The sequence below is a fragment of the Paenibacillus sp. TC-CSREp1 genome (assembly GCF_050171015.1).
GTDB classification, from domain to species: Bacteria; Bacillota; Bacilli; order Paenibacillales; family Paenibacillaceae; genus Paenibacillus; species Paenibacillus silvae.
Genome location: NZ_JBNOKM010000050.1, coordinates 1 through 1,064 on the forward strand (window position 1 = coordinate 1; position 1,064 = coordinate 1,064).

The 1,064-nt window shown below is 51.9% G+C and carries 1 tRNA gene and 1 rRNA gene; both read left to right on the plus strand.

What is annotated here, in order from left to right:
• The first annotated feature begins 1 nt into the window (after position 1).
• Positions 2 to 77 (plus strand) — tRNA-Ala (locus ACQSGY_RS30680).
• Between the two features lie 207 nt (positions 78 to 284).
• A 23S ribosomal RNA gene (locus ACQSGY_RS30685) occupies positions 285 to 1,064 on the plus strand; the annotation flags it as partial.

A 1,064-nucleotide genomic window follows, 5' to 3' on the forward strand; every position in this document is an offset into this window, starting at 1 on the left:
TGGGGCCATAGCTCAGCTGGGAGAGCGCCTGCCTTGCAAGCAGGAGGTCAGCGGTTCGATCCCGCTTGGCTCCACCAACAAGATTTTACAAGCTTGTTCTTTGAAAACTAGATATCGAAACGAAACAAACGCGAATTAGAACATTCCTTTTTAGCTGAACTTGTGTTGAACAAGTTTCAATAAAAACGGTAGTGAAATTGCAGTTGCGATGGTATCGGGTGGGAGCGACTTTTGGCTTTGCGAAGCAAAACAAGGGAAGCGAGCGACCGAAACCGGAGCAATATGGTTAAGCTACTAAGAGCACACGGAGGATGCCTAGGCGCTAGGAGCCGATGAAGGACGTGGCGAACAACGATACTGCCTCGGGGAGCTGTAAGCAAGCTTTGATCCGGGGATGTCCGAATGGGGAAACCCAGCTGGGGTAATATCCAGTTACTCACAACTGAATACATAGGTTGTGTAGAGGCATACCAGGGGAACTGAAACATCTAAGTACCCTGAGGAAGAGAAAACAATAGTGATTCCGTCAGTAGCGGCGAGCGAACGCGGAGAAGCCCAAACCAGAGAGCTTGCTCTTTGGGGTTGTGGGACGTCTCACATGGAGTTACAAAGGAGCCGGTTAAACGAAGAGGTCTGGAAAGGCCCGCCAAAGAAGGTAAAAGCCCTGTAGTTGAAAGTCTGTTCCCTCCGAGACGGATCCCGAGTAGTGCGGGGCACGTGAAACCCCGTATGAATCCGGCAGGACCATCTGCCAAGGCTAAATACTTCCTAGCGACCGATAGTGAAGCAGTACCGTGAGGGAAAGGTGAAAAGCACCCCGGAAGGGGAGTGAAATAGAACCTGAAACCGTGTGCTTACAAAAAGTCAGAGCCCGTTTTAGGGGTGATGGCGTGCCTTTTGTAGAATGAACCGGCGAGTTACGTTCCCGTGCAAGGTTAAGGTGAAGAGCCGGAGCCGCAGCGAAAGCGAGTCTGAATAGGGCGATGTAGTACGTGGACGTAGACCCGAAACCGGGTGATCTACCCCTGTCCAGGGTGAAGGTGCGGTAACACGCACTGGAGGCC